Annotated in this window: 27 protein-coding genes, 3 pseudogenes and 1 other annotated feature; of the genes and pseudogenes, 15 read left to right on the top strand and 15 right to left on the bottom strand. The window is 51.0% G+C overall.

The genetic code is table 11. The features are described from left to right. Positions 1–266 precede the first annotated feature (266 nt). The 6 genes from ABIB59_RS16930 (at position 267) to oppF (ending at position 7,281) form a co-directional block, all read left to right on the top strand. The gene (locus ABIB59_RS16930) at positions 267–914 is read left to right on the top strand and encodes a YchE family NAAT transporter (protein WP_039079163.1); all 648 of its coding nucleotides are present in this window, start codon (positions 267–269) and stop codon (positions 912–914) included. A gap of 781 nt (positions 915–1,695) precedes the next feature. Next, positions 1,696–3,327, top strand: coding sequence for an oligopeptide ABC transporter substrate-binding protein OppA (gene oppA, locus ABIB59_RS16925; RefSeq protein ID WP_039079162.1), 1,632 nt, complete (start codon positions 1,696–1,698; stop codon positions 3,325–3,327). 84 nt (positions 3,328–3,411) lie between these two features. Next, complete coding sequence (gene oppB / locus ABIB59_RS16920) at positions 3,412–4,332, top strand: oligopeptide ABC transporter permease OppB (protein ID WP_039079161.1); 921 nt, start codon at positions 3,412–3,414, stop codon at positions 4,330–4,332. Positions 4,333–4,346: 14 nt separating this feature from the next. Further along, the gene (oppC, locus tag ABIB59_RS16915; protein ID WP_039079160.1) at positions 4,347–5,255 is read left to right on the top strand and encodes an oligopeptide ABC transporter permease OppC; all 909 of its coding nucleotides are present in this window, start codon (positions 4,347–4,349) and stop codon (positions 5,253–5,255) included. A gap of 11 nt (positions 5,256–5,266) precedes the next feature. Next, positions 5,267–6,280, top strand: a complete 1,014-nt coding sequence (locus ABIB59_RS16910; protein ID WP_039079159.1) for an ABC transporter ATP-binding protein — start codon at positions 5,267–5,269, stop codon at positions 6,278–6,280. Beyond that, complete coding sequence (gene oppF / locus ABIB59_RS16905) at positions 6,277–7,281, top strand: murein tripeptide/oligopeptide ABC transporter ATP-binding protein OppF (protein WP_039079158.1); 1,005 nt, start codon at positions 6,277–6,279, stop codon at positions 7,279–7,281. Before ABIB59_RS16910 ends, oppF begins: the two co-directional genes overlap by 4 nt. Positions 7,282–7,318: 37 nt before the next feature. Here oppF and ABIB59_RS16900 read toward each other — a convergent pair whose 3' ends face one another. Further along, a complete protein-coding gene (locus tag ABIB59_RS16900; protein ID WP_039076909.1) occupies positions 7,319–7,648 on the bottom strand; it encodes an HI1450 family dsDNA-mimic protein in 330 nt (109 codons plus the stop codon). A gap of 34 nt (positions 7,649–7,682) precedes the next feature. Then, positions 7,683–9,143 (bottom strand): cardiolipin synthase, encoded by a 1,461-nt coding sequence (cls, locus tag ABIB59_RS16895; protein ID WP_039076985.1) that lies wholly within the window; start codon positions 9,141–9,143, stop codon positions 7,683–7,685. 144 nt (positions 9,144–9,287) lie between these two features. On the opposite strand from cls, the gene ABIB59_RS16890 reads away from it, so the two are divergent. The 6 genes and pseudogenes from ABIB59_RS16890 (at position 9,288) to ABIB59_RS16870 (ending at position 11,687) form a co-directional block, all read left to right on the top strand. After that, positions 9,288–9,461, top strand: a complete 174-nt coding sequence (locus ABIB59_RS16890) for a YciY family protein (protein ID WP_125124753.1) — start codon at positions 9,288–9,290, stop codon at positions 9,459–9,461. Between the two features lie 65 nt (positions 9,462–9,526). Continuing rightward, entirely contained in the window at positions 9,527–10,144 is a 618-nt protein-coding gene (locus ABIB59_RS16885; RefSeq protein ID WP_039076986.1) for a LysE family translocator, read from the top strand. Positions 10,145–10,161: 17 nt separating this feature from the next. Next, the gene (locus ABIB59_RS16880) at positions 10,162–10,500 is read left to right on the top strand and encodes a DMT family transporter (protein WP_039076910.1); all 339 of its coding nucleotides are present in this window, start codon (positions 10,162–10,164) and stop codon (positions 10,498–10,500) included. A 257-nt stretch (positions 10,501–10,757) separates the two neighbouring features. Further along, positions 10,758–10,859, top strand: a pseudogene (locus tag ABIB59_RS26425) (Arm DNA-binding domain-containing protein); the annotation flags it as partial. A gap of 52 nt (positions 10,860–10,911) precedes the next feature. Next, positions 10,912–11,184: pseudogene (locus tag ABIB59_RS16875) on the top strand (IS3 family transposase); the annotation flags it as partial. 173 nt (positions 11,185–11,357) lie between these two features. Next, positions 11,358–11,687, top strand: coding sequence for a hypothetical protein (locus ABIB59_RS16870; protein ID WP_110294964.1), 330 nt, complete (start codon positions 11,358–11,360; stop codon positions 11,685–11,687). A gap of 208 nt (positions 11,688–11,895) precedes the next feature. On the opposite strand, the gene ABIB59_RS16865 is transcribed toward ABIB59_RS16870, so the two are convergent. Together ABIB59_RS16865 and ABIB59_RS16860 are read right to left on the bottom strand one after the other, a co-directional pair. After that, complete coding sequence (locus ABIB59_RS16865) at positions 11,896–12,339, bottom strand: lysozyme inhibitor LprI family protein (protein ID WP_354036249.1); 444 nt, start codon at positions 12,337–12,339, stop codon at positions 11,896–11,898. Further along, complete coding sequence (locus tag ABIB59_RS16860) at positions 12,339–13,355, bottom strand: DUF8812 domain-containing protein (protein ID WP_354036247.1); 1,017 nt, start codon at positions 13,353–13,355, stop codon at positions 12,339–12,341. The genes ABIB59_RS16865 and ABIB59_RS16860 overlap by 1 nt, the downstream gene beginning before the upstream one ends. A gap of 93 nt (positions 13,356–13,448) precedes the next feature. Between ABIB59_RS16860 and ABIB59_RS16855 the strand changes: the two are divergent. Beyond that, positions 13,449–13,763: pseudogene (locus ABIB59_RS16855) on the top strand (hypothetical protein); the annotation flags it as partial. Between the two features lie 220 nt (positions 13,764–13,983). On the opposite strand, the gene ABIB59_RS16850 reads toward ABIB59_RS16855, so the two are convergent. Next, the gene (locus ABIB59_RS16850) at positions 13,984–14,280 is read right to left on the bottom strand and encodes a YciI family protein (protein ID WP_039076911.1); all 297 of its coding nucleotides are present in this window, start codon (positions 14,278–14,280) and stop codon (positions 13,984–13,986) included. Between the two features lie 219 nt (positions 14,281–14,499). Here ABIB59_RS16850 and tonB point away from each other — a divergent pair, with 219 nt between their 5' ends. Then, a complete protein-coding gene (gene tonB, locus ABIB59_RS16845; protein ID WP_082027048.1) occupies positions 14,500–15,222 on the top strand; it encodes a TonB system transport protein TonB in 723 nt (240 codons plus the stop codon). A gap of 29 nt (positions 15,223–15,251) precedes the next feature. On the opposite strand, the gene yciA is transcribed toward tonB, so the two are convergent. The 4 genes from yciA to ABIB59_RS16825 form a co-directional block, all read right to left on the bottom strand. Then, complete coding sequence (gene yciA, locus ABIB59_RS16840; protein ID WP_079497530.1) at positions 15,252–15,653, bottom strand: acyl-CoA thioester hydrolase YciA; 402 nt, start codon at positions 15,651–15,653, stop codon at positions 15,252–15,254. 126 nt (positions 15,654–15,779) lie between these two features. Further along, a complete protein-coding gene (locus tag ABIB59_RS16835) occupies positions 15,780–16,319 on the bottom strand; it encodes a septation protein A (protein ID WP_039076913.1) in 540 nt (179 codons plus the stop codon). Between the two features lie 41 nt (positions 16,320–16,360). Continuing rightward, positions 16,361–17,104, bottom strand: coding sequence for a YciC family protein (locus ABIB59_RS16830; RefSeq protein ID WP_039076914.1), 744 nt, complete (start codon positions 17,102–17,104; stop codon positions 16,361–16,363). Between the two features lie 33 nt (positions 17,105–17,137). After that, on the bottom strand, positions 17,138–17,533 hold the full coding sequence (locus tag ABIB59_RS16825) for a YkgJ family cysteine cluster protein (protein WP_039076915.1): 396 nt from the start codon (positions 17,531–17,533) through the stop codon (positions 17,138–17,140). A 281-nt stretch (positions 17,534–17,814) separates the two neighbouring features. Between ABIB59_RS16825 and ompW the strand changes: the two genes are divergently transcribed. Beyond that, the gene (gene ompW / locus ABIB59_RS16820; protein WP_039076916.1) at positions 17,815–18,450 is read left to right on the top strand and encodes an outer membrane protein OmpW; all 636 of its coding nucleotides are present in this window, start codon (positions 17,815–17,817) and stop codon (positions 18,448–18,450) included. A gap of 56 nt (positions 18,451–18,506) precedes the next feature. On the opposite strand, the gene ABIB59_RS16815 is transcribed toward ompW, so the two are convergent. From ABIB59_RS16815 to ABIB59_RS16790, 6 genes are all read right to left on the bottom strand, one after another. Further along, complete coding sequence (locus ABIB59_RS16815) at positions 18,507–18,692, bottom strand: hypothetical protein (protein ID WP_071194076.1); 186 nt, start codon at positions 18,690–18,692, stop codon at positions 18,507–18,509. Between the two features lie 348 nt (positions 18,693–19,040). After that, positions 19,041–19,847: a tryptophan synthase subunit alpha gene (gene trpA / locus ABIB59_RS16810; RefSeq protein ID WP_354036242.1), complete on the bottom strand. Its 807-nt coding sequence runs from the start codon at positions 19,845–19,847 to the stop codon at positions 19,041–19,043. Continuing rightward, entirely contained in the window at positions 19,847–21,040 is a 1,194-nt protein-coding gene (gene trpB / locus ABIB59_RS16805; protein ID WP_079497527.1) for a tryptophan synthase subunit beta, read from the bottom strand. The genes trpA and trpB overlap by 1 nt, the downstream gene beginning before the upstream one ends. A gap of 11 nt (positions 21,041–21,051) precedes the next feature. After that, positions 21,052–22,410 carry a bifunctional indole-3-glycerol-phosphate synthase TrpC/phosphoribosylanthranilate isomerase TrpF gene (gene trpCF / locus ABIB59_RS16800; protein ID WP_354036240.1) on the bottom strand — a complete coding sequence of 453 codons (1,359 nt, stop codon included), beginning with the start codon at positions 22,408–22,410 and terminating at the stop codon, positions 21,052–21,054. Positions 22,411–22,413: 3 nt separating this feature from the next. Continuing rightward, the gene (gene trpD / locus ABIB59_RS16795; protein WP_079497526.1) at positions 22,414–24,009 is read right to left on the bottom strand and encodes a bifunctional anthranilate synthase glutamate amidotransferase component TrpG/anthranilate phosphoribosyltransferase TrpD; all 1,596 of its coding nucleotides are present in this window, start codon (positions 24,007–24,009) and stop codon (positions 22,414–22,416) included. Then, a complete protein-coding gene (locus ABIB59_RS16790; protein WP_107224632.1) occupies positions 24,009–25,571 on the bottom strand; it encodes an anthranilate synthase component 1 in 1,563 nt (520 codons plus the stop codon). The genes trpD and ABIB59_RS16790 overlap by 1 nt, the downstream gene beginning before the upstream one ends. A gap of 22 nt (positions 25,572–25,593) precedes the next feature. Then, positions 25,594–25,688: a sequence feature (Trp leader region), on the bottom strand. Between the last annotated feature and the right edge of the window lie 13 nt (positions 25,689–25,701).

Raw genomic sequence — 25,701 nt, 5'->3', positions numbered from 1 at the left:
TCTGAGTACCGATTACGTGATCTAAATCAAGTTACAGCAAAGCTGACACCTTTCAGCAGGCTGTTTTTGGGCATTTGTATCAAATGTTAATGATAAAAGGGCGGCGCCAACTAACATTATCATAATTAGTACAAATGCATAACATGCCGGGATGTAAGGAAGATGACAGGATTTATGGTGAGTTGTGCTGCAAATAATCGTATATTTAGCAGGGTCTTATTGTTTCTATACTTTCTTCTTTGCCTTGCAATGCTGCGGAGCACTCTGTGACTCAAACACTGTTTGACTTTCCTACCTGGTCTAAGTTTTTTATCGGCCTGTTCGCGCTGGTCAATCCTATTGGAATTATTCCTGTCTTTATTAGTATGACCAGCTATCAAACGGCTGGGGCGAGGAACAAAACTAATCTCACCGCGAACCTTTCCGTTGCCATTATTCTCTGGACGTCGCTTTTTCTGGGGGACGGGATTCTTCAGTTATTTGGTATTTCGATTGACTCGTTTCGTATAGCCGGGGGGATCCTGGTAGTCACCATAGCGATGTCGATGATCAGCGGCAAACTGGGTGAGGACAAACAAAACAAGCAAGAGAAATCAGAAACGGCGATCAGAGAGAGTATCGGCGTTGTGCCGCTGGCTTTACCTTTAATGGCAGGGCCCGGTGCTATCAGCTCGACTATTGTCTGGGGCACGCGCTACCACAGCGTGGAGTACCTCGCGGGATTTTCAGTGGCAATAGCTCTTTTTGCTTTTTGTTCCTGGGGCGTGTTCCGCATCGCTCCCTGGCTGGTGCGCCTGCTTGGGCAAACCGGGATTAACGTGATTACCCGTATCATGGGTTTATTGCTGATGGCACTCGGTATTGAATTCATCGTTGCAGGCGTTAAAGGGATATTCCCGGGTTTACTACACTGATTGCTGCCTGGTGAAATAATGCTGCGCAGGGCGTTCGAAACGCAGCATTATCAGCAAATCATATAACTAAAGTCAGAAAAAACCATAAATATAATAAATCAACATGATTTAAATAAGTGCTTTTATTTCAGTGCATTACATTTCATTACATTGCCAGATGGCGAGAAATTAATCCAACGACACTGTTATTTCCCTCACACGATACTCTGGGGCTTGCTGTCAGATAATTGAAATGATATTAGTAATTTCGTCGCTCAGACAGACAAATGTGCTAGATAATAATCGAATGTTGATTTTTCGTGCAAAAAACGCGCAATCGTATTGCGAATGTAACAACACCGATGAATTGCTGTCTATCTGTATGATTTAAAATACTAATTTTTTATTTAAGCATGGTTGCGCGTTCTTGCGACACGGTTGAAAAGCCGAATAAAAGAGAATTAGTTAACAAATTTGCAAATTGTATTGGCGACGTAATGGGCCATTTGGTACTTTCCGGCCCTGTATTTATCTTAAGAATCTACGCAGATGAGAATTATTTTCAAATACAAATCTCATCCTGCAAATGCAAGAGAAACAGGCGTCTCGACAGGGGAGACGTGTAACAAAATCGACGTAAGGGCGCCATCCGAGCGGCTCGTAAGAAATAAAGTCGGTGATAGCAAGCAGTAAAACGATGCCTGACAGCAGCCAAAAGCTCCTGCGCTGTACAGGCCCCCTTTAGGGGACAAAACAGGCTGGCATTAATGTCAGTAATTATAATGAGTGGAGTATCAACACAATGTCCATCATCACAAAAAAAAGTCTCGTAGCGGCGGGCGTTCTCTCCGCGCTAATTGCAGGTAACGTAGCCATGGCGGCGGATGTTCCTGCTGGCGTTCAACTGGCAGAGAAGCAAACGCTGGTTCGTAATAACGGTTCGGAAGTACAGTCTCTTGATCCGCATAAAATTGAAGGCGTGCCGGAATCAAACATCAGCCGCGATCTGTTTGAAGGCCTGTTAGTCACAGATGTTGAAGGCCATCCGAGTGCCGGCGTCGCTGAAAAGTGGGAAAACAAAGATTTCAAAGTCTGGACCTTCCATCTGCGTAAAGACGCGAAATGGTCCGACGGCTCGCCGGTTACGGCACACGACTTCGTTTATAGCTGGCAGCGTCTGGCAGATCCAAAAACTGCATCCCCTTACGCCAGCTACCTGCAATATGGTCACATTGCGAATATCGATGACATCATTGCCGGTAAAAAACCGACCTCAGACCTGGGCGTAAAAGCGCTTGATGACAATACCTTCGAAGTCACGCTGAGCGAACCGGTTCCTTATTTCTACAAACTACTGGTACACGCCTCTGTGTCGCCCGTTCCTAAAGCCGTTGTCGAGAAATTCGGTGATAAATGGACGCAGCCCGCGAATATCGTGACTAACGGTGCGTACAAACTGAAAGATTGGGTTGTCAACGAACGTATCGTGCTTGAGCGTAATACCAATTACTGGGATAACGCGAAAACGGTAATTAACCAGGTAACTTACCTGCCTATTTCCTCAGAAGTGACTGACGTTAACCGCTACCGCAGCGGTGAAATCGACATGACCTATAACAACATGCCGATTGAACTGTTCCAGAAACTGAAACAAGAAATTCCAAAAGAAGTCCACGTCGACCCGTACCTGTGTACTTATTATTACGAAATCAATAACCAGAAAGCGCCGTTTACTGACGTTCGTGTTCGTACCGCGCTGAAACTGGCTCTGGATCGTGACATCATCGTCAATAAAGTGAAGAACCAGGGCGATTTGCCAGCCTACAGCTACACCCCGCCATACACTGACGGTGCGAAACTGGTTGAGCCGGAATGGTTCAAATGGTCACAAGACAAACGTAACGCAGAAGCGAAAAAACTGCTGGCTGAAGCAGGCTACACGGCTGACAAACCGCTGACGTTCAACCTGCTGTACAACACCTCTGACCTGCATAAAAAACTGGCTATCGCGGTTGCTTCTATCTGGAAGAAAAACCTGGGCGTAGACGTCAAGCTGGAGAACCAGGAGTGGAAAACCTTCCTCGACAGCCGCCATCAGGGCACCTTTGACGTGGCGCGTGCAGGCTGGTGTGCGGACTATAACGAACCGACATCCTTCCTGAATACCATGCTGTCTGACAGCTCCAACAACACCGCGCACTATAAGAGCCCGGCCTTTGATAAGCTGATTACCGACACGCTGCAAGTCACCGACGAAGCGCAACGTACGGAGCTTTACACCAAGGCTGAACAGCAGCTCGATAAAGACTCTGCGATTGTCCCGGTGTATTACTACGTGAACGCCCGTCTGGTGAAACCGTGGGTGGGTGGTTATACCGGTAAAGACCCGATGGATAATATCTACGTTAAAAACTTGTATATTATCAAGCATTAATGGCAATGAGTGGGGCAGGGTAATCCTGCCCCACAGTGTCTTATTTCATCGCACTACAAAGGCACAGGCCAGAAGGTACGGGCAATGTTAAAATTTATCCTACGTCGCTGTCTGGAAGCGATTCCGACGCTATTTATTCTTATTACTATCTCATTCTTTATGATGCGTCTTGCGCCGGGTAGTCCTTTTACCGGTGAGCGTACGCTGCCGCCAGAAGTCATGGCGAATATCGAAGCGAAATATCATCTGAACGATCCGATTCTGACCCAGTACGCCAGCTATCTGAAACAGCTCGCGCACGGTGATTTTGGGCCGTCATTTAAATACAAAGATTACACGGTGAATGATCTGGTCGCGGCCAGCTTCCCTGTTTCTGCGAAATTAGGCGCTGCGGCGTTTTTACTGGCGGTGATTTTTGGCGTGAGTGCGGGCGTCATTGCCGCGCTGAAACAAAATACCAGATGGGACTATTCCGTGATGGGGCTGGCGATGACCGGGGTTGTGATACCGAGCTTCGTTGTCGCTCCGCTGCTGGTGATGATTTTCGCCATCACGCTTAAATGGTTACCCGCCGGGGGATGGAATGGCGGCGCGCCAAAATTCATGATCCTGCCGATGGTCGCATTATCTCTGGCCTATATCGCCAGTATTGCGCGTATAACGCGTGGCTCGATGATTGAAGTGCTACATTCAAACTTTATTCGTACCGCACGTGCGAAAGGCTTACCGATGCGCCGCATTATTTTCCGCCATGCGCTGAAACCCGCGTTGTTGCCCGTGCTCTCCTATATGGGGCCCGCCTTCGTCGGTATTATCACCGGCTCAATGGTTATCGAAACGATTTACGGTTTACCCGGTATTGGCCAGTTGTTTGTGAATGGCGCATTGAACCGTGATTACTCGCTGGTATTAAGTTTGACCATACTGGTAGGGACGTTGACTATTGTATTTAACGCGATTGTCGATGTGCTGTATGCCGTTATCGATCCGAAAATTCGTTATTAACACTGGAGTACGCCATGATGTTAAGTAAAAAAAACAGCGAGGCGCTGGAAAACTTCAGTGAAAAACTGGAAGTAGAAGGTCGCAGTCTGTGGCAGGATGCACGACGTCGCTTTATGCACAACCGTGCAGCGGTCGCCAGCCTTGTCGTCTTGTTCTTTATCGCGCTTTTCGTGGCCCTGGCGCCGATGCTATCGCAGTTTAGCTATTTCGATACGGACTGGGGCATGATGTCCAGTGCGCCTGATACAACCTCCGGGCACTATTTCGGGACGGATTCATCCGGCCGTGATCTCCTGGTGCGCGTAGCCATTGGTGGGCGCATTTCGCTTATGGTCGGTATTGCTGCCGCGCTGGTTGCGGTTATCCTGGGAACGCTTTACGGATCACTGTCCGGTTACCTCGGCGGTAAAGTGGACTCTGTGATGATGCGTCTGCTTGAGATCCTCAACTCATTCCCGTTTATGTTCTTCGTTATCCTGCTGGTGACCTTCTTCGGGCAAAACATCCTGCTCATTTTTGTCGCTATCGGTATGGTTTCCTGGCTGGATATGGCGCGTATCGTCCGTGGTCAAACGCTGAGTCTGAAACGCAAAGAGTTTATTGAAGCGGCTCAGGTCGGTGGGGTATCGACGGGCAATATTGTCATTCGTCATATCGTTCCCAACGTGCTGGGTGTCGTAGTGGTGTATGCCTCGCTGTTGGTGCCGAGCATGATTCTGTTCGAATCGTTCCTGAGTTTCCTTGGCTTGGGAACGCAAGAGCCGCTAAGCAGTTGGGGCGCGTTGCTCAGCGATGGCGCGAACTCGATGGAAGTTTCCCCGTGGCTGCTGCTGTTTCCGGCAGGCTTCCTGGTGGTGACGTTATTCTGTTTCAACTTTATCGGCGATGGGCTGCGTGATGCTCTCGACCCGAAAGATCGTTAAGGAGTGCTGTTATGAGCAAGCATGAAACCTCATTGGCGCCACAGGCGCAGCAGCATTCGGGCATTCTTCTGGATGTTAACGATCTGCGTGTGACGTTTAAAACCCCGGACGGTGACGTTACGGCGGTAAACGACCTGAACTTTAGCCTGCGTGCCGGTGAGACTCTCGGCATTGTGGGTGAATCGGGTTCGGGTAAATCTCAGACCGCATTTGCACTGATGGGCCTGCTGGCATCGAACGGGCATATTGGTGGTTCGGCGAAATTCAATGGCAAAGAGATTCTGAACTTGCCTGAGCATGCGCTGAACAAATTGCGTGCCGAGCAGATTTCCATGATCTTCCAGGACCCGATGACCTCACTGAATCCGTATATGCGGGTCGGTGAGCAGTTAATGGAAGTGCTGATGCTACATAAAGGCATGGGTAAGGCTGAAGCATTTGAAGAGTCGGTCAAAATGCTCGACGCCGTGAAAATGCCGGAAGCGCGTAAGCGTATGCGCATGTACCCGCATGAGTTTTCCGGCGGGATGCGCCAGCGCGTAATGATTGCTATGGCATTAATGTGCCGGCCAAAACTGCTCATTGCCGACGAACCGACTACCGCACTGGACGTGACCGTACAGGCGCAGATCATGACGTTGCTCAATGAGCTTAAACGTGAATTCAACACTGCCATTATCATGATCACCCACGATCTCGGCGTGGTAGCGGGCATCTGTGACAAAGTGCTGGTGATGTACGCCGGGCGTACTATGGAATACGGCGTGGCGCGCGATGTGTTCTACCATCCGGCACATCCCTATTCGATCGGTCTGCTCAATGCGGTACCGCGCCTCGACGCCGAAGGTGAAGAGTTGCTGACCATCCCTGGTAACCCGCCGAACCTGCTGCGGTTGCCCAAAGGGTGTCCATTCCAGCCGCGTTGCCCGCATGCGATGGAAATCTGTAACAGTGCTCCGCCGCTGGAGGAGTTTGCCCCAGGACGTTTGCGCGCCTGCTTTAAGCCGGTGGAGGAACTGGTATGAATGCCGTCACAGAAGAAAGAAAAGTACTCCTGGAAATTGCTGACCTGAAAGTCCATTTCGACATAAAAGACGGTAAGCAATGGTTCTGGCAGCCATCCAAAACACTGAAAGCGGTAGACGGCGTTACGCTGCGTCTGTATGAAGGGGAAACCCTCGGCGTGGTGGGCGAATCCGGTTGCGGGAAGTCGACCTTTGCCCGAGCGATTATTGGGCTTGTCAAAGCAACTGACGGCAAAGTGGCCTGGCTGGGCAAAGACTTGCTCGGGATGAAGCCTGATGAATGGCGCGACGTGCGCAGTGACATTCAGATGATTTTCCAGGACCCGCTGGCATCGCTGAACCCGCGTATGACGATTGGTGAAATCATCGCGGAACCGCTGCGTACTTATCATCCGAAAATGCCGCGTCAGGAAGTGCGTGACCGCGTCAAAGCCATGATGATGAAAGTGGGCCTGCTGCCAAACCTGATTAACCGCTACCCGCATGAGTTTTCCGGCGGCCAGTGTCAGCGTATCGGTATTGCCCGTGCGCTGATCCTCGAACCGAAGCTGATTATCTGTGACGAACCGGTTTCTGCACTGGACGTGTCAATCCAGGCGCAGGTGGTCAACTTGCTGCAAAAACTGCAGCGGGAAATGGGGTTGTCGCTGATCTTTATCGCCCACGATCTCGCGGTGGTGAAGCACATCTCCGATCGCGTGCTGGTCATGTATTTGGGACACGCGGTGGAGTTGGGCACCTATGACGAGGTGTACCACAATCCGCAGCACCCTTATACCAAAGCGCTGATGTCTGCTGTGCCAATCCCGGACCCGGATCTGGAAAAGAACAAGCAGATTCAGTTGCTGGAAGGGGATTTGCCTTCACCAATCAACCCGCCGTCGGGCTGCGTGTTCCGTACGCGTTGCCCGATTGCCGGACCCGAATGCGCGCAGACGCGCCCGGTGCTGGAAGGTAGCTTCCGCCATGCGGTCTCGTGCCTGAAGGTTGACCCGCTCTAAATGAAAAAGGCTGACGAAAGTCAGCCTTTTCTTTTTACTACTCGCGCCAGAGAATGTGGCACAACTTATGATCTTTCTCACGACAGAGCAGTACACGGGCAAAGACATCGTTGATTTCGCCACCGTCGCTATCCGCGAGGCCAATCACCACCTCGGCGAAAAAGTCCGGGTTCAGATCGTAATCAACATGCTCTTGCCAGTCTTCGCTGGGATCAAACAATTCCGCACCGCCACGCTCTTCAAACTGAAGATTGAACAGAATGATATCTGCCGGGTCGAGATTATCCGCCGCAAGTTCGAGAAAAATATCGTAAGCCTGCTCCAGCGTTTCGTCTTCGCTCAGGCGGTTGTTCAGATCCATTTCCATAATGACTACCTGTTTAATATCATTTGGGCACGTTTTACAGCAATGGGCTAAAGAAGTAAAACAGTCGTTCTGCAATCCGGTGCCAGAACGGACGTTTAACCCACAGACGTGCGTCCAGCAAGCGAGACCGCGAAATATAATCATCCTGCACGGCCGCCAGATCGCTGCCAAAGCCGGTATCGTCGATAACCAGTGTAATCTCAAAATTAAGCCACAGACTGCGCATATCAAGGTTCACTGTTCCCACCAGGCTTAACTCGCCATCGACCAGCACGCTTTTCGTATGCAGAAGTCCGCCCTCAAACTGATAAATTTTTACCCCCGCAGCCAGCAGTTCGGTGAAAAAGGCCCGGCTGGCCCAGCCAACCAGCACCGAGTCATTCTTACGCGGCAGGATAATGCTGACGTCAACGCCTCGTTGCGCGGCGGTACAAATGGCATGCAGAAGGTCATCGCTGGGGACGAAATAGGGAGTCGTCATAATCAGGTATTCGCGCGAGGCATAAACCGCGGTCAATAATGCCTGGTGAATAAGGTCTTCCGGGAATCCCGGACCAGAGGCGATGGTGTGGATTGTGTGCCCGCTGGCCTGCTCAAACGGCATGATATTGGCATCCGGTGGCGGTGGGAGGATGCGTTTCCCGGTTTCTATCTCCCAGTCGCAGGAGTAGACGATCCCCATCGCGGTAGACACCGGGCCTTCCATCCTTGCCATTAAATCGACCCATTGACCGACGCCCGCATCCTGTTTGAAGAAGCGAGGGTCCACCATGTTCATACTGCCGGTATAGGCGATGTAATTATCGATAAGGATCATCTTGCGGTGCTGGCGCAGGTCCATCCGACGCAGAAACACACGCATCAGATTAACTTTTAACGATTCGACCACTTCTATACCTGAATTGCGCAGCATGCCGGCCCACGGACTGCGGAAAAACGCCACGCTGCCTGCTGAATCAAGCATTAAACGGCAATGCACGCCGCGGCGGGCCGCCGCCATCAAGGATTCGGCAACCTGATCGGCCATTCCTCCTGGCTGCCAGATATAAAACACCATCTCGATGTTATGGCGGGCTAGCTGAATGTCGCGGATCAATGCCTGCATCACGTCATCTGAGGAGGTGAGCAACTGGAGCTGATTACCTTTCACCCCCGCAATGCCCTGACGCCGTTCGCAGAGTTTGAACAGAGAAGTGGCGACACTGCTGTTTTCAGTCGCGAAAATATGGTGATACGTCTTAAGGTCTTTTAACCACTTGGCAGTGGATGGCCACATCGCACGAGCGCGCTCGGCGCGGCGCTTACCAAGATGTAGTTCCCCAACGGACAGATAAGCGATAATCCCCACCAGAGGGAGAATATAAATAATCAGCAGCCATGCCATGGCAGAAGGGACCGCACGGCGCTTCATTAGAATACGCAGCGTCACACCAGCGATGAGCAGCCAGTAGCCCAAAAAGATCAGCCAACTCACAACCGTGTAGAAGGTTGTCATAACAAAAAAATCCTTTTGAAAATCTGATATAAGGAGTTTACGCATAAGGACTCATCTGGCAAACAAAAACGGCGCTGAAAAGGACTGGTCTGGTGACGTCCAGGGTTTATAATGGGGGTTCTTTGTTAGGAAAGAGTCGTAGAAATGAAGCGTAGTAGAACGGAAGTGGGGCGCTGGCGTATGTCCCGGCAGGCCAGTCGTCGCAAGGCGCGCTGGTTGGAAGGGCAGTCTCGTCGCAATATGCGTATCCACGCGATAAGAAAGTGTATTCTTAATCGGCATCGCAACGCGTTAGTTTTTGATTTTTACGGGTTCTGATGGTTCTGGGCACCTTTATGGTGCCCATTGTTTTTTATCTCTTACTCAAAAAGGGTGAATGCTGCATGACTGTTATTGATAGTTTGATTGCTTTTACCCTTGCGGCGACACTGCTGACGCTCACTCCGGGTCTCGATACCGCACTAATTTTACGTACTGCCGCGGTGGAGGGACGGAGTCAGGCATTTAAAGCAGCCTTCGGCATTAACACCGGTTGTCTCATCTGGGGGGCTGCCGTTGCCTTCGGCCTTGGGGCATTAGTTGCGGTGTCGGAACTGGCATACTCTATTCTCAAATATTGTGGCGCTGCCTATTTATGCTGGCTGGGCGTGAATATGCTCATTCGCCCGCGTACCGCTGTTTTCTCTGTTGCGGGTGAAGATAAAAAGCAGAACTGGTTTATTCGTGGCATGTTAGGCAATGTACTGAATCCGAAAATGGGTATTTTCTACGTCTCTTTTTTGCCACAGTTTATTCCGCATGGGCAGCCGCTTATTATTTGGACATTTGGCCTTGTGATGATTCATGTGGTGCTGGGAACCATATGGTCAACAACGTTAATCGCGGCGACGCGCCCACTGTCATCATTTTTACGTAAAGAAGCCGTTATACGCTGGATGGATCGCACAACCGGCGTTGTGTTTTTGCTTTTCGCAACCCGCCTTGCGCTAAGTAAACGTTAATTCGCCTTTGGATAACCATGAATAAAGAAGCCATTATTTTTCTCGCCCTGGCGATTGTCAGTGAAGTCATTGCGACCACTGCGCTTAAAAGTTCCGATAGTTTTACCCGCCTGGTGCCCAGCATCATCAGTATTGTTGGCTATTGTATTGCATTCTGGTGTCTGACCATCCCAATGCGCACTATACCTACCGGAGTGATTTACGCCGTCTGGTCCGGGGTAGGGATTGTATTGATTGGTACAGTGGGCTGGATTATTCACGGACAGAAACTGGATTTTCCGGCGATGCTGGGGATGGGGTTAATTATTGCCGGCGTGGTTATTATTAATTTGTTCTCAAAAACGATTACCCATTAAAAACGGATAATACAAAGGGGTATTATGACGCTTACCCCTTTGTTATTTCTGACAGTCAGAACACTTTCTTAAATTGTCATTCCGCCCGAGTTGATTGGTTTCACCCTAAAACGAACCGTTACCCCGCACCCCCGATTTAACAGTCCTTCCGACTGAAAAACCTAACTTTTTGCTTATCATCGTTACATTGTATGTATCTTTGAGCAACGTATATTGTGTACACTTTTGAGTACCAGAAAATGCCAGGTACACACAGGATGCTTACCGACACCAGACTAAAAAAAAAATTACTCGGGAAAAGAAGGGAAGCGGTAGAGATAGAATCAGATTCTCATGGCCTGAATGCCCGAATCAGCCTGAATTGTCACAGGCTTAACAGACACCTCAGAGTCATTTAAGATGACTTAAGTTAGTCAGTACACAAGCTATGAATGGTAGTCGTTCCTGAAATCGCACGGACTGGAGGCCAGTATGAGTCTTCGCGGTAACCATCATGACAACGCGGTTGCAGAAAGCTTTTTTCTGCTACTGAAGCGTGAACGGATAAAGAAGAAGATTTACGGAACGAGAGACGAAGCCAGACGCGATATTTTTGATTACATCGAAATGTCTTATAACAGTGAGCGTCAGCATGGTTCGAGCGAGCAGATGCCACCGGCTGAATATGAAAACCTATATTATTAACGGCTCAGAAGTGTCCAGATCATCCGTGTCGATTCAAGAAGCTGTTTCAGGGTATCTCCAAAGGAATACCAAGAACTGTGTTGATGCAGATATTTAATGACTATGGTGTAGCAAGTGAGAGGCCCTGGTTATATTGAGATGGTGGAATCCAATAAAAAATAAGGATGTATAGTATGCGGCTGATTATTGTCTTGTTAGTGACGTTATCGCTGGTAGGATGCGCGAAGAGTGAAATGCCCGTTCAGTGTAAAGGTTATGCCACTTTCCAACCTGTACCCAACGATGAGAATGTGAAACCAAAAACTGCAAGCATTAAATTGGATAAGTTACGTCAAAATGCAAACGGTACCTGGGATTTTCATCGAATTAACGGAAAAGGAATGACATCACAATCGGCGTGGATGAAGCCTACGGAATATGATCGCATTGAATGTACTCAGGGACCAGTTGAGCAACTCATGAGTTTAAAAACCCGCAAAGGGCAACCAGTGACAATGCTTTAATTTAATTGCTTTGATTTTCTAAAATCACCTGCTCATAATACCAGTGACAGCCTGAACAACTGACAGCCTGCGCGTCATCATAAGGACCTTATGGCGCAGCTAAACTGATGAGGCTTTCGTTAAGGGGATTCCCCGGCTTAAGTTAATGGCACCTATAAAATCGGACCGGGGAAGGGGAAATTATTGTGGTAACAACGAACTAATTAACTTACTCCAGGCTTGTCATTTTAATCATCTTTATTTCACTAATACGGCGGTTATTCATGTTTATATTGCACCCCGTAGAAGCTGCTCCCAGGAAGTGTGTTCCTTGTGCATCGGTTGTTGCTACATTGCAGTAATTGTCACGGTATTTTAACCATTCGCTCTGGCTCTTCTTGAAAGTATCGATCATACGCTTTTTGCGATCTTCATCGCCCATCCACCATTTGGTGTAATCAAAACCTTCCATTTCTTTAAGCTTTGCGGTGTAAGCTTTGTTAAGTGAATAGTCTGCTTTATCGCTGATTTCTTCCAGACATTCGCTGTTGTTTTCACCGTATTTTTGGATGCAGGCATCTACATCTTTATTCGACGTAATACTATCATCAGCAGAAGCCAGCGAAGCATTAGATGCCAGTAACAGGGAAACTAAAACAAGGAGCTTTTTCATTACTGTAGGTTCCTTACTCTTATGTTTGTTCTTCTAACATCGCTGCTAAGATTACTGTCGTTGCGCAGATAATCGATGATTTTCTGTCTGCTACCACCTTCGGCCATGATTTTAACCATTTGTTGCGCCGTAGCGTTACCCTGATATAGCGTGTCAATAAAGGTATCTCTGATGGCTTGATCTAAGCTGTTCCAATTAAGAGCATTGGTAATGCCCAAGCGCCGCACCTGACGGTTGTAAACACCTTTTCCATATTCAATTTTTTCACGGTATGCTATTTCGAATAATCGTATTTGCTGCTGGTGTGTAATTTCACCTACGAACGGACCATACACTTTTACGAATTGATCTGCTTCTCGGTTCTTAAGCCCGGCAGCTTTTGCACACAGTTGGGCTTTATATTCCTCAATACCCGCCAGCCTGAGCGTCGCCAGAATTTCCCCCGCACTGCGATTACCCATATCGTATCCTCTGCCCAGAGTTACACCTGACCCGCCAACTGGTGGCCAGTGCAGTATTCTGGAAAAATATGGATATGGATTCTGCCTGAATGGTATCACTGCGGTGATATAATCTGTGCCTTCAGCATCAAACGTTGTCTGCCCGATGCTTACCCGAAGAGGGCCACTGATATTTTTGGGCCGCCAGTGGGGTGTGGTTGCTTCTTCCAGTGCCTGCATAAACCAGTTATCAGTAGCATTTATCAGTCCTGATGGTGATAAATTCAGCAATCGTTGATACCAGCGTATTGCTTCGACGGTATCAAGGTTACAACGCCCATCAGGTTGAATATGTCTTCCTGTCGCTACAGAATATCCGGCATCGACAAGCTTCTGCTGGACAATTTTAACTTCTTTCGGATCGTTCGTTCCACAATCGCCTACTGAGGAAGTCAGCCTGAATACCCTGGGGGCATGTTGCTGGCTATGTCTCATTTGACTCTCCTTTTTCACGACATAATTCTGATTTATGCATAATACTTTTTTTGCACATTGCATTGTAACTGGCTTATTCATTGAAATCCCGCAATAGAAATTTTGAATATTAGGTATGTGCTGATTGCATAATGTTTCCCGTTTTGCTTTTCCGTACGCAACGCCACTGCATCAGAAAGTCTTACCGGCACTGACGTTATGGCTGGACTTGGCCTGTCCGGGGCGAAATGCGGATTCGGCTTTGATCTTTATCTGGCGAAAATTGGCATTAGCAGCCTCGAGCGGGCAATGGAGTATCTTTATGAGTCATCCGTCGAAATATCAAGACTCTATAAAGCCATTTCAGAGCTCAATGAAGGTGTGCGCAGGAGAGTTCTAGAAATCATGTGTACTTTCATCTGCAAGGTAAGCCAGGCATTCTTCACGCGTTTGGACCAGGGTAAATCGTACACACATGAACACCTCCGATTGGTCAGGTTTAAAGTATAGGAGATGGAAGAATGCCGAAAGGGCTAAAGCAGGATCGGGATGGTGCGAATTACTTTGGAGGCGCGAAGTGGATTGTTAACCGTGCGGATGAGGACGGTACCCCATTTTGTGAGTAATAAAAAGGACACAAAGAATAATGCGTACTCCAATGTGTCCTTATTTTCCATTCTAAGATTTATAAAAAGTATAATCAATTGATTTATATGGATTAAAAACCAACTTAAAAAACCTTCTTAAACGGCTTAACGATGACGTGCTGATAAACACCCGCCGCGACGTACGGGTCCGCGTCGGCCCAGGACTGCGCCGCTTCCAGAGATTCAAATTCTGCGATAACGGTTGAGCCGGTAAAACCCGCCGCACCCGGATCGTTACTGTCTACGGCTGGCATAGGGCCTGCCGTTAATAAACGACCTTCGTCATGCAGCAATTGCAGACGTGCCAGATGAGCCGGGCGCACGGAAAGGCGTTTTTCGAGGGAATCAGCAACGTCCTGTGAGAAAATTACATAAAGCACGGGTAGGGCTCCTTCATGATGAGAAAACAACTACGTTATGTGAATCCATAAGTGCCTGCAACGCAAAGATGATGACGCGTGAATATCCTCTTTCAGAGTGCGCTTTTTTTAACCGTATGCGCGCAAAATCTGGGTCAGACGCGATGGCTGGTTGAATATGATTGCTATTTGCATTTAGAATCTAGCTTTGCTTTTTCAACTGAAACGATTATGACTTCAATGGCCCTTGATTTACCCCGCCGCTTTCCCTGGCCGACACTGTTGTCCGTCGGTATGCATGGCGCTGTCGTGGCGGCCATCTTGTATGCCTCGGTACATCAGGTTATTGAATTACCGGCACCCGCTGCGCCGATTACGGTGACCATGGTGACACCGGCAGAGCTGGAGCCGCCGCAGGCGGTGCAGCCACCACCAGAACCCGTTGTGGAGCCGGAACCCGAGCCGGAACCCGTTCCCGAGCCGCCAAAAGAAGCGCCGGTGGTGATCCACAAACCTGAACCGAAGCCAAAACCTAAACCGAAGCCGAAACCGGAGAAAAAAGTCGAGCAGCCTAAGCGTGAAGCAAAACCGGCAGAACCCCGCCCGGCGGCACCGGTAGAAAGTAACGCTCCGCCGCGCCCGGCGATGAATAACGCGCCAGCCATCGCCACCAAACCTGTGCCGTCGGTCCCGGCAGGCCCGCGCGTATTAAGCCGCACCCAGCCTCAATATCCGCCGCGTGCACAAGCCTTGCGTATTGAAGGACGTGTTCGCGTGAAATTTGACGTACTACAGGATGGCCGTATCGACAACGTGGAAATTCTTTCAGCACAGCCGGCGAACATGTTTGAGCGTGAGGTGAAAACGGCCATGCGTAAATGGCGTTATGAACCGGGTAAACCGGGCACCGGCATCACGGTTAATATTATCTTCCGTATGGACGGTGGCGCGACAATGGATTAAGCAAGGAAGCCTCCTGATGGAGGCTTTTTTTATGCCTGCACGGGCAGTGGTCGCGGTTTACCTTCGTTATCCACGGCAACATATATAAACAGTGCCTCCGTGGCTTTATAACGTTGACCAATAGGTTCTGAGGCGACCTTTTTAATCCAGACTTCGACGTTGATGGTAACCGACGTATTACCGCGTTTCACACAGCGCGCATAACAACACACCACATCGCCCACGGCGACAGGGCGCAAGAAACTCATGCCATCGACGCGGACAGTGACGACGCGTCCGTGGGCGATCTCTTTAGCAAGGATCGCACCGCCCATATCCATCTGCGACATCAGCCAGCCGCCAAAAATATCACCGTTCGCATTGGTATCTGCCGGCATTGCCAGTGTGCGCAGAACAAGTTCACCCTGCGGTGCATCCTGAGTGTTAGACATGGTTATCTCATCAATAAAGAAGGGGGGATTCTGGCGGGATGCTACTATGGATTTATGGCTGAAAACAATTAGATAAGCTGATATGTAGAAAAAAAACCGGGCCGTGCCCGGTTTTTTATGTGCCACTCAGGGTTTATCGTCCTGCGGCATGTGACGATAGATATAAACACCGCTTAATACGGTAAAGATAAGAGTCAGCGCCGTTAAGCCAAACACTTTGAAATTCACCCAGATATTTTGTGGCAGCCAGAAGGCGATATAAATATTGGCCAGACCACAAAGGATGAAAAACAGCGCCCAGGCAAGGTTGAGGCGCTCCCATACTACCGGTGGCAGGGTGAGCTCTTTACCCAGCATGCGCTGGATAAGTGGTTTTTTCATTACCCACTGGCTAAACAGCAAGGCACCGGCAAACAGGGCGTAGATAACCGTGACTTTCCATTTAATGAATTCGTCATTGTGGAAGAAAATCGTCAGTCCACCGAAAACGGCCACCAGTACAAAAGTAATCAGCGCCATTTTTTCGACTTTACGGTAACGCACCCAGCTATAAATCAGGACAACAGCCGTAGCGATGATCAAAGCTGTTGTTGCTGCATAAATGTCATACAGCTTGTAAAAAGCGAAAAACACCACCAGTGGGAGAAAATCAAGAAACTGCTTCATTCTACGGTTCCGTTAAATTGCCTGCTATCGCAGGCGAAAAATCACTGACGTATCAGCATATACAGGCGAAACAGATAAATGAGCAAAGCGACAGATATCATGTTGCTCACCGTGTTTGCGACCACCGCACCGACTTCCGGCGTAAGAAACGCTAAATTATGTGCAAACATCAGCAGTGCGATTTTTGCCAGCAACCAGCCGATGACCGCAGGCGCGACCAGACGCATATTGTTCCAGCCCAGACGCATACTGCCGCGCATCGCCGAGAAGACGCCCGCGCGATCCTGAACCATCATCACCGGTGCGAACGCCAGCAAAATAGCCAGTAATACGCCGGGTACGAAGATGAACATCATGCCGATTTGCACCATAAAGGTTGTCAACATGAACAGGATAAACAGCGCGGGCAAAACCGGCGCACTGGCACCGATAGCACGAAGCGCGCTAACGCGTTGCCCTGCAGAGATCATCCGGATCATCATCAACGTGCTGCCCGCCAGGATGGCATTCCCAATCAAACCGGAGAAGGTGGCTGCCGCTGATAAGCGTAGCAATACCTGCTGCTGTTCCTGCGTCATATTGCGCACCAGGTCAAACAACCCGGTGCTTTCCGCCAGATAATCACCTTCACCCAGGATCGAAAGCTGGGCGTCACTGGGCGAAAAGACGCGCCCTAACAGCACTGTAATAAATGCACATAGAAGTGCAATCAGTAAAATGGTAACAAACTGATTACGAAAAAAATTCCCCGTGTCACGGTAAACGGATTCTGCCGTGATAGACATGCACTCTCCTTGAGTTCTGCAATGTTAAATTCATCACAATTGTACCCTGAAAGCGTCATCGGTGGCAGCCTCCGTGGATGTATGGAAAAGCATATCTTTGTAAAGCGGTGGTAATCCGTAATACGCACGGGCGCGATCGCAGGCCTCATTGGCCTCGTCATTCTCGCCCGACATCATAAATTCGCGGCAAGGAGATGGTCGTTGCTCATAAATACGGCAACGCGCTGACTCACCCGGAATGCCTTCCAGCGCGACACAATGGCTTCGCTTCTGATTGGTTCCGCGCATACAGCGTAAAAAAGGGGTGACAGGCTCAGTCAGTTGAGCCGGTACGGAACCGCCAGCGTCATCCGCCTCGGCCCAGTAGAAAGAGACACGAAAATAAGCACAACAGGCTCCGCACGACATGCACGGGTTGAGATCACTCATGGCACACCTGCAATAACTACGCATCAATTCAAATTGTGAGTTCATTAAAGTAGACCCACGAACACGCGTCGGCAAGAGGGGGCGATGACGATTTTTTTAGCAAGTTTAAACGGCAAAATTGATGTGAATACAAAAACTAAAAGTGTGAACTGACAGTCAAAATTAACTCAGATCAATAAATGTTAAATTAACGAATGTAATGTGATCCAGATTGGATCACGATGTACTTATTTATAGGTATATTCACGGCGCCTATGAAAAACCACATACATGGAGTGGATATGAATAAATTAGCCGTGGCAGCATTGATCCTCAGCAGTCTTTCCGCAGGTGCGTATGCGCATGAAGCGGGGGAATTTTTCATGCGTGCCGGTTCCGCGACTGTGAGGCCGACGGAGGGATCGGATAATGTGTTAGGGAGTCTGGGAAGTTTTAACGTCGATAATAATACCCAGCTCGGACTGACCATGACGTATATGGCAACGGACAACGTTGGCGTGGAATTGCTGGCAGCGACCCCGTTTCGTCATAAAGTAGGGACCGGCCCAACCGGTAATATCGCAACCGTTCACCACTTGCCCCCAACGCTCATGGCACAGTGGTATTTTGGTGATGCCGCAAGTAAAGTCCGCCCGTATATTGGTGCGGGTATCAACTACACCATGTTCTTTGATGAAAAATTCAACGATACGGGTAAATCGGCTGGACTTTCTGATTTAAGCCTGAAAAATTCCTGGGGCGCGGCAGGACAGGTAGGGGTGGATTATTTAATTAACCGTAACTGGCTGATTAATGCCTCGGTCTGGTACATGGATATTGATACGGACGTTCGTTTTAAAGCGGGAGGCGCTCAGCAAAGCGTGAGTACGCGGCTCGATCCGTGGGTATTTATGTTCGCTGCTGGTTATCGCTTCTGACAGGCACTATAAAAAACTGGCCGCATAAGGGTGGCCAGTTTTTATCAACGAGAAATTCAGGTGAGTTTTTTCAGCACACCGTATGATCCCCAATTGATGACTATTGCGGCAATAACCCCTATAAGCCATGGAATACGTGAACCGGCAAAATAGTAATGGCCAATATAACTGCCAAGGGTGAAACAGGTGAAAATCGTCGCAATTGTAAACCAGCCTCTTATCAATGCGGCTTTATTAAACATATGGACATCCTTCCCATTAAAGACATCAGCGTCTGACGGATGATGAATACGCTACGTTGTTTACTGTCATCCGTGTCCCACATATCCGCGACATTATTAAGCCTTAGCGTTATGCAGGCAACGCAGAATTGACCCGCTATAGCCGTCGCGAGTCAGGATTGTGTTGTAGTTAACAGTCAGCCACCGGGTGAAGAAACGGGAAACGACAGGCCGCTGAAAAACGAATAATAAGACAGATGCATCAGCAAAGAATGAGTGCTATTGGTGAAATGGGGCTGTGCATGGGGGCAGACGCTGTTTCAGTGAGCGGAAAAAAACGCCCGGCGGTGGGCCGGGCGTCAGGAGGCATTACTGACGAGTGCCGGCTTTCATCGCCCGGACAAATGCGCCAAGTTCTTCGAGCATCACGGCAGGTTTATCAAGGTTCTTCTCAATAATTTTGACGATAGCGGAACCTGATATTGCCCCGGCAGCGCCCGCATCAATGGCTGCGGTCACCTGGTCAGGCGCAGAGATACCAAACCCTTGCAATGGCGGTGCAGCATGATACTCGGTCAGTTTTTCGACCAGGTGGTGGAGCGGCAACGCGGCACGGTTTTCCGCCCCGGTAACCCCGGCACGGGAGAGCAGATAGGTATAACCGCGACCGTGCGAGGCGATTTGACGCAGCAACTCGTCATCGGCGTTTGGCGGGCAGATGAAGATCGGCGCGACATTATGCCGCAGCGCGGCCTGACGGAACGGCGCAGACTCCTCCACTGGCACATCGGCGACCAGCACTGAGTCGACACCCGCTTTCTCGCACTGGGCATAGAACTCATCTATACCGCGGCTAAAGACGAGGTTGGCGTACATCAGCAGGCCAATCGGGATCGTCGGATGTTTCTGGCGAATCGCGGCCAGCATTTCAAAACACTGGCTCGGCGTGACGCCTGCGGCAAAGGCGCGCAGCGTGGCGTTTTGAATGGTCGGGCCATCTGCCAGAGGGTCTGAAAACGGGATCCCTAATTCCAGTGCATCGGCGCCAGCTTCAATCAGCGTATCGATGATTTTCAGTGATTGCTCAGGTGAGGGATCGCCCAGCGTGACAAAGGGAACAAATGCACCTTCCTTGCGTTTCTTCAATTGTTTAAAAAGTGTCTCGTAGCGTTCCATCAGATTTCCCCTCGCGCTTTCAAAATATCGTGTACGGTGAAGATATCTTTATCTCCACGGCCAGACAGGTTAACCACCAGCAGTTGCTCTTTTTCCGGGTTCTCACGCATCATTTTCAGCGCATGGGCCAGGGCGTGGGAGGATTCGAGTGCCGGAATAATCCCTTCGTGGCGGCACAGCGTCTTAAAGGCTTCGAGTGCTTCGTCATCGGTAATAGAGACATAATCCGCACGACCGGTGCTGTTCAGATAAGCGTGCTGTGGCCCCACGGACGGGAAATCCAGCCCCGCAGAGATAGAGTACGACTCCTCGATCTGGCCTTCATCGGTCTGCATCATTGGGGATTTCATTCCGAAATAGATCCCCACGCGGCCATGCTTAAGCGGCGCGCCGTGTTCACCGGTTTCGATACCGTGTCCGGCAGGTTCGACCCCAATAAGGCCAACACTGGTCTCTTCAATGAAATCGGCAAACATGCCGATCGCATTGGAGCCGCCGCCCACGCAGGCGATGACGGCATCCGGCAGGCGGCCTTCTTTTTCGAGGATCTGCACTTTGGTCTCTTCACCGATCATCCGCTGGAATTCACGCACAATGGTCGGGAAGGGGTGCGGGCCTGCGGCGGTACCGAGCATGTAGTGCGCGGTATCGTAGCTGCCAGACCAGTCGCGCAGCGCTTCATTACAGGCATCTTTCAGGGTGGCGGAGCCGCTGTGTACCGGGATCACCTCTGCGCCCATTAAGCGCATACGGAAGACGTTTGGCGACTGACGCTCCACATCTTTCGCGCCCATGTAGATGCGGCATTTCAGGCCGAGCAGAGCGCTGGCGAGCGCCGATGCCACACCGTGCTGCCCGGCACCGGTTTCGGCGATGATTTCCGTTTTACCCATCCGTTTGGCCAGCAGCGCCTGTCCTAATACCTGGTTGGTTTTGTGTGCGCCGCCGTGCAGTAAATCCTCACGCTTCAGGTACAGGGTGGTATTGGTCCCTGCGGTAATGTTCTGGCATTTAGTCAGCGCGGTCGGGCGACCGGCGTAGTTTTTCAGTAAATCGGTGAATTGCGCCTGAAATTCAGGATCTTTTTGCGCGCTGACAAAGGCTTCTTCCAGCTGACGCAGTGCAGGCATCAGGATTTGCGGCACATACATGCCACCAAACTCACCAAAATACGGGTTTAATAATGTCGTCATGGTTTTCTTCCTTAATAAGCGCGTAAAGTTCGGAATACCGAGGCCACTTTATCGGCGTCTTTTTTCCCGGGTTCAGACTCTACGCCTGAATTGAAATCGAGTCCGGCACAGCCGGTTTTGGCCGCCTCCACGCAGTTATCTGCGCCAAGTCCGCCTGCCAGCAGTACGTTGTCCAGCGTTTGCCCTGACAGCAGGCTCCAGTCAAAACGCTTACCGCTACCGCCCTGGCCGTTATCAAACACATACTTATCGACATGGTTCAGGTCGCGGGCCGGCAGGGTGTCGCCCACGCTCAGCGCCTTCCAGATTTTTACGCTATCCGGCAACTGCTTACGCAGTGTGTCGATATAGTGCTGGTCTTCACTGCCGTGTAACTGTACGGCGACTAACCCCAGTTGCTCCACGTTGGCCGACACGGTTTCGACCGGCGCATTACGGAACACACCAACATACTGGAGCGGTGCGCCCGCCATAACCGTGCGGGCCTGGGCGACGTTGACGGCACGGGGGGAAGAGGCAACGAAAATCAGACCGCCATAAATCGCTCCCGCTTCATAAGCGACCAGCGCATCTTGCGGACGCGTCAGGCCGCAGACTTTATTTTCGCCAAGCAAAACGCGTTTAACGGCAGCGTCCAGATCGTCATGAGACATCAGCGCGGAGCCAATCAGGAAACCATTGGCGAAATGGCTCAGTTCACGCACCTGGGCGTAAGTATTAATCCCTGATTCGCTGATAACCGTTACCCCTGCGCCCAAGCGCGGAGCCAACTGACGTGTACGATTCAGATCGATGGACAGATCGCGCAGGTCGCGGTTATTGATGCCGACCACTTTTGCCCCAAGCGCGATAGCGCGCTCCAGCTCTTCTTCATTGCTGACTTCGGTCAGTACACCCATGCTCAGGCTGTGGGCGACGGCAGAGAGCTGGCGGTATTGCTCATCATCCAGTACCGAGAGCATCAGCAGGCAGGCATCGGCCTGGTAAAAGCGCGCCAGATAAATCTGGTAAGGGTCGATAATGAAGTCCTTACACAGAATCGGCTGATGCGCGATCTGGCTGACAACAGGCAGGAAATCAAAACTGCCCTGGAAATATTTCTCGTCGGTCAGTACGGAGATGGCCGACGCATGGTGTTTGTAAACCCCGGCGATTCGCGCCGGGTCGAAATCATCGCGAATCACCCCTTTTGACGGGGATGCTTTTTTGCATTCCAGGATAAACGCGGTGCGCGTACCCTGCAGGGCGTCGTAGAAGCGACGAGTGCTCGGCACCACGTCATTCTGAAAACTGGCCAGCGGCTGCTGCTCCTTGCGGGCGGCTACCCAAATCGCCTTATCCGCGACGATTTTTGCTAATACGGTTTGCATTCTTTACCCTCTTGCCGCAAGTGCGGTGACTTTGTCATAGGCGGCGCCGCTGTGCAGCACCTGCAAAACTTTTTGCGCGTTAGCTTGCAAATCCTCTTCACCATGTAAACGCATCAACATGGCGACATTTGCAGCGACGGCGGCCTCATGGGCGGCTTCACCTTTACCTTGTAGTAAGCGTGTCAGAATGTCACGGTTTTCTTCCGGTGTGCCGCCTGCCAGTTGCTCCTGGTGATAGGGCGTCAGACCGAAATCAGCAGCGGTAAGCTGGTAGCTTTTGATCTCGCCGTCACGCAATTCAGCCACTACCGTCGGAGCATGCAGTGACACCTCATCCATCCCACCGCTGTGCACAACGGCCGCACGTTGATAGCCCAGAACACGCAGAGTTTCGGCAATGGGTAACACCAGTTCCGGGCTGTAAACACCGATCAACGCCAGCGGCGGGTGCGCCGGGTTAATCAATGGCCCCAGGACGTTAAACAAGGTGCGCGTTTTAAGCTGCTGGCGCACCGGCATCGCGTGGCGGAACCCGGTGTGATACTTCGGTGCAAATAAGAAACAGACCCCCAGTTCATCCAGCGCAGTGCGGGATTTATCCGCATTCATATCCAGATTAATGCCGAAAGCTGCCAGTAAATCGGATGAGCCGGAACGGCTGGAAACGCTGCGGTTACCGTGTTTGGCAACCTTAAGCCCACAGGCCGCCGCCACAAAAGCGCTGGCGGTGGAAATATTGATACTGTTGCTGCCGTCGCCACCGGTGCCCACGATATCGGCAAACGGATAGTCCGGGCGTGGGAACGGCGCGGCATTTTCCAGTAACGCGGTGGCCGCCCCGGCGATTTCATTGGGGTGCTCACCACGCACTTTCATACTGACCAGCGCTGCGGCCAGTTGTTCAGGCTTCAGCTCGCCGCGCACCACGGCAGAGAAAAGCTGGTGGCTTTCCTGTTGGCTCAGGGTTTGCGCCTGATACAGTTTTTCCAGTACTGGTTGCAGGGTATTGGTCTGCTCCAGTTTCTGCAGCGCCCAGGCCAGGGTTTGTTCCAACAAGCGGGCGCCTTGCGAAGTCAGAATGGATTCCGGATGGAACTGGAAGCCACACACGCGATCCGCATCGTGACGCACGGCCATCACCATGCCATTAAAATGCGCGTTGATGGTTAACCCTGCCGGAATGTTGCTGCCCACCAGTGAATGGTAGCGCGCCACCGGCAGCGGGTTCGCAAGCCCGGCAAACATGGCCTGACCGTCATGTTCAATGCTTGAGGCTTTACCGTGCAGGATTTCGCCTGCCTGACCGACATAGCCGCCATAGGCTTCTACAATTGCCTGATGTCCCAGACAGATGCCGATAATCGGCAGTTTGCCGCGCATGCGGGTCAGCAACTCAGGCATGCAGCCTGCTTCTGACGGCGCCCCTGGCCCTGGCGAGAGCATCAGCACCGGGTTTTTCATGGTCGCCAGGCGGTCAATCAGGGTTTGTGCCGGTACATGGTTACGGTAAATCACCACGTTATGCCCGCTGGCGCGCAACTGATCCGCCAGGTTATAGGTAAATGAGTCGATATTATCGAGCAGCAGAATGTCAGCCATCAGAAGGTCTCCTGAGCGTTATGCGCTTTAGCAATGGCGCGCAGAACCGCGCGGGCTTTATTACGTGTTTCATCGGCTTCTGATTGCGGCACTGAATCCAGTACCACGCCAGCGCCTGCCTGAACGGTGGCGACACCGTCTTCGACCCAGGCAGAACGAATCACGATGCAGGTATCCAGGTCACCGTGGGCGGTGAAATAGCCCACCGCGCCGCCGTAACTGCCACGGCGGGAGCCTTCTGCATCGGCAATAAGCTGCATGGCGCGTACTTTTGGGGCCCCACTGAGCGTGCCCATGTTCATACAAGCGCGATAGGCGTGGAGCACGTCCAGGTCCTGTCGCAGTTCACCGACCACACGCGAAACCAGATGCATTACGAAGGAGTAGCGGTCGACTTTGGTCAGATCTGCCACATAGCGACTGCCTGGAGTACAAATGCGCGCCAGATCGTTACGCGCGAGGTCAACCAGCATCAGATGCTCGGAAAGCTCTTTATGGTCGGTACGCATTTCGAGTTCAATACGGCTGTCCAGGTCACGATCCAGGGAACCGTCGGCGCGACGTCCGCGTGGGCGAGTTCCGGCGATCGGGTAGATTTCAATCTGGCGTGAGGTGGCATCATATTTGAGAGAACTTTCCGGCGAGGCGCCAAACAGGGCGAAGTCATTGTCCTGCATAAAGAACATGTACGGGCTTGGGTTGCTCTTTTTCAGTACTTCATAGGCGGCCAGCGGTGACGGGCACGGCAGGGTGAAACGACGAGACGGCACGACCTGAAAAATCTCACCGGCACGAATCGCTTTTTGCATCTGACGCACAACCGCACCGTACTCTTCATCGCTCTGGTTGCATTCGCAGCGCATATCGCTGACAGATTCAACCGGCAATGGCCCTGGCGGCACATTTAATTGTTCATGCAGGGTTTCAATTCGTTGAGTCAGTCGCGCTTTTTCGTCAGCATCGGCGGAAAACAGGCTCACCTGAATGCGGGTGTGACGCTTCTGATGGTCGATCACCAGTAAGGTTTCTGCCAGATAAAAGCAGTAGTCCGGGCAGCGACGGTCATGGCGCAGCGCGGGTAAATCTTCGAATCCGGCCACCAGGTCGTAGGCAAAGAGGCCGCCGAAGAACATGGCTTCGCGCTCATCGGCAGGGACTTCGACCAGCCCCTGTAACAGACGGAAGGCATCGAAAACAGAGAGTGAACACAGGCGTGCGTCTTCGTCGAGCAGGGTGCTGACGGGCGGAAAACGTAATACGCGAGCATCTGCCCGGACGGTGTTTTCTACACCAGCCGGAAGCGCGGCATCCAGCAGCGGTAACAGAGACGCGCCGTTTTGCGTTAACGCCTCAATAGTGACAGTGTCACCCAGTGCGGTAATGCGCAGCGCGCTATCCACCAGCAGCAGGCTTTTTAAATCGTTTTTGCTGTCGATATCGGCGGATTCCAGCAACAAGGTTGCCGGGCGTGCACCACACAGTTGATGGAATAACGCGGTCGGGTTCTCCCGGTACAGCGCGTTGCTGGTGAGCAATTCGAGTGTCGGTTTTTGCGTTTGCATAGTTGCTCTCATAAATGTGTTCAAAAAAAAGCCCGCTCAGTTGGCGGGCCGGGTATCGGTGTGCTGAATACGCACGTGAAACACTGCCCAATGTCAGGGAGTGCGCCACCAGCGGTTAACGGAAATATGC

This window comes from Citrobacter sp. UYEF32 (genome assembly GCF_040546205.1).
GTDB classification, from domain to species: domain Bacteria; phylum Pseudomonadota; class Gammaproteobacteria; order Enterobacterales; family Enterobacteriaceae; genus Phytobacter; species Phytobacter diazotrophicus.
The sequence above is the reverse complement of the archived record's forward strand: the minus strand, read 5'-3'. Positions and strand labels throughout refer to the sequence as shown.

Coding starts and splice junctions, on each gene's coding strand:
- ABIB59_RS16890 (WP_125124753.1), top strand. CDS start 9,288: ATGAAGCGTAGTAGAACGGAAGTGGGGCGCTGGCGTATGTCCCGGCAG.
- oppF (WP_039079158.1), top strand. CDS start 6,277: ATGAATGCCGTCACAGAAGAAAGAAAAGTACTCCTGGAAATTGCTGAC.
- trpA (WP_354036242.1), bottom strand. CDS start 19,847: ATGGAACGCTACGAGACACTTTTTAAACAATTGAAGAAACGCAAGGAA.
- oppC (WP_039079160.1), top strand. CDS start 4,347: ATGATGTTAAGTAAAAAAAACAGCGAGGCGCTGGAAAACTTCAGTGAA.
- ABIB59_RS16815 (WP_071194076.1), bottom strand. CDS start 18,692: ATGTTTAATAAAGCCGCATTGATAAGAGGCTGGTTTACAATTGCGACG.
- ABIB59_RS16830 (WP_039076914.1), bottom strand. CDS start 17,104: ATGTCTATCACGGCAGAATCCGTTTACCGTGACACGGGGAATTTTTTT.
- ABIB59_RS16835 (WP_039076913.1), bottom strand. CDS start 16,319: ATGAAGCAGTTTCTTGATTTTCTCCCACTGGTGGTGTTTTTCGCTTTT.
- ABIB59_RS16880 (WP_039076910.1), top strand. CDS start 10,162: ATGAATAAAGAAGCCATTATTTTTCTCGCCCTGGCGATTGTCAGTGAA.
- ABIB59_RS16825 (WP_039076915.1), bottom strand. CDS start 17,533: ATGAGTGATCTCAACCCGTGCATGTCGTGCGGAGCCTGTTGTGCTTAT.
- ABIB59_RS16885 (WP_039076986.1), top strand. CDS start 9,527: ATGACTGTTATTGATAGTTTGATTGCTTTTACCCTTGCGGCGACACTG.
- ABIB59_RS16790 (WP_107224632.1), bottom strand. CDS start 25,571: ATGCAAACGCAAAAACCGACACTCGAATTGCTCACCAGCAACGCGCTG.
- tonB (WP_082027048.1), top strand. CDS start 14,500: ATGGCCCTTGATTTACCCCGCCGCTTTCCCTGGCCGACACTGTTGTCC.
- trpD (WP_079497526.1), bottom strand. CDS start 24,009: ATGGCTGACATTCTGCTGCTCGATAATATCGACTCATTTACCTATAAC.
- ABIB59_RS16860 (WP_354036247.1), bottom strand. CDS start 13,355: ATGAATAAGCCAGTTACAATGCAATGTGCAAAAAAAGTATTATGCATA.
- cls (WP_039076985.1), bottom strand. CDS start 9,143: ATGACAACCTTCTACACGGTTGTGAGTTGGCTGATCTTTTTGGGCTAC.
- ABIB59_RS16900 (WP_039076909.1), bottom strand. CDS start 7,648: ATGGAAATGGATCTGAACAACCGCCTGAGCGAAGACGAAACGCTGGAG.
- trpB (WP_079497527.1), bottom strand. CDS start 21,040: ATGACGACATTATTAAACCCGTATTTTGGTGAGTTTGGTGGCATGTAT.
- ABIB59_RS16865 (WP_354036249.1), bottom strand. CDS start 12,339: ATGAAAAAGCTCCTTGTTTTAGTTTCCCTGTTACTGGCATCTAATGCT.
- ABIB59_RS16870 (WP_110294964.1), top strand. CDS start 11,358: ATGCGGCTGATTATTGTCTTGTTAGTGACGTTATCGCTGGTAGGATGC.
- ABIB59_RS16910 (WP_039079159.1), top strand. CDS start 5,267: ATGAGCAAGCATGAAACCTCATTGGCGCCACAGGCGCAGCAGCATTCG.
- oppA (WP_039079162.1), top strand. CDS start 1,696: ATGTCCATCATCACAAAAAAAAGTCTCGTAGCGGCGGGCGTTCTCTCC.
- yciA (WP_079497530.1), bottom strand. CDS start 15,653: ATGTCTAACACTCAGGATGCACCGCAGGGTGAACTTGTTCTGCGCACA.
- ompW (WP_039076916.1), top strand. CDS start 17,815: ATGAATAAATTAGCCGTGGCAGCATTGATCCTCAGCAGTCTTTCCGCA.
- oppB (WP_039079161.1), top strand. CDS start 3,412: ATGTTAAAATTTATCCTACGTCGCTGTCTGGAAGCGATTCCGACGCTA.
- trpCF (WP_354036240.1), bottom strand. CDS start 22,410: ATGCAAACCGTATTAGCAAAAATCGTCGCGGATAAGGCGATTTGGGTA.